At 33.8% G+C, this 503-nt stretch carries 1 protein-coding gene and 1 pseudogene; both read left to right on the top strand.

Features of this window, described 5'->3' with window-relative positions:
* Positions 1 to 71 precede the first annotated feature (71 nt).
* Positions 72 to 380: a type II toxin-antitoxin system RelE/ParE family toxin gene (locus tag ACFIK6_RS10350; protein ID WP_375642802.1), complete on the top strand. Its 309-nt coding sequence runs from the start codon at positions 72 to 74 to the stop codon at positions 378 to 380.
* A pseudogene (locus ACFIK6_RS10345) lies at positions 361 to 503 on the top strand (DNA-binding protein); the annotation flags it as partial. The gene ACFIK6_RS10350 and the pseudogene ACFIK6_RS10345, both read left to right, overlap by 20 nt.

Below are 503 nucleotides of genomic sequence, written 5' to 3'. Positions count from 1 at the left end.
TGTCATCAAAATACCTTTCTGTAAAAATTATTACTATTGATATTATATATTTTGTGTAGTATAGTGCACTAATGGTAACCATTCATAAAACTACAGAATTTGATACTTGGCTTAAAAAACTCAAAGATAAAGGCATTAAAGCTATTATTCTTCAACGTGTTGTGCGATTAAGACAAGGTCTTTTAGGTGATGTTAAATTCTTTAATGGCATTGGTGAATTACGTATCCACTATGGGGCGGGTTACAGAATTTATTTTACCCAAAAAGGCTCTGATTTTATCCTTTTGTTATGCGGTGGAGATAAATCAACGCAGCAAAGAGATATTGAACAAGCGTTAAAGTTAAAAGAGGAGTACAGTGATGAAAACTACACCATTTAAACCAGAAGAATATCTTGAAACCACTGAGGAACAACAAATATTTCTCAATGAAGCCTTCAAAACTGGTGATGCTGCTCATATAGCAGATGCCCTTGGTATTGTTGCACGTGCTCAAAATATGAG

Origin of the sequence: Bartonella sp. AS69XJJH, assembly GCF_042195585.1 — a bacterium.
Lineage (GTDB): Bacteria > Pseudomonadota > Alphaproteobacteria > Rhizobiales > Rhizobiaceae > Bartonella.
This window is presented reverse-complemented; position numbering and strand designations above follow the sequence as displayed.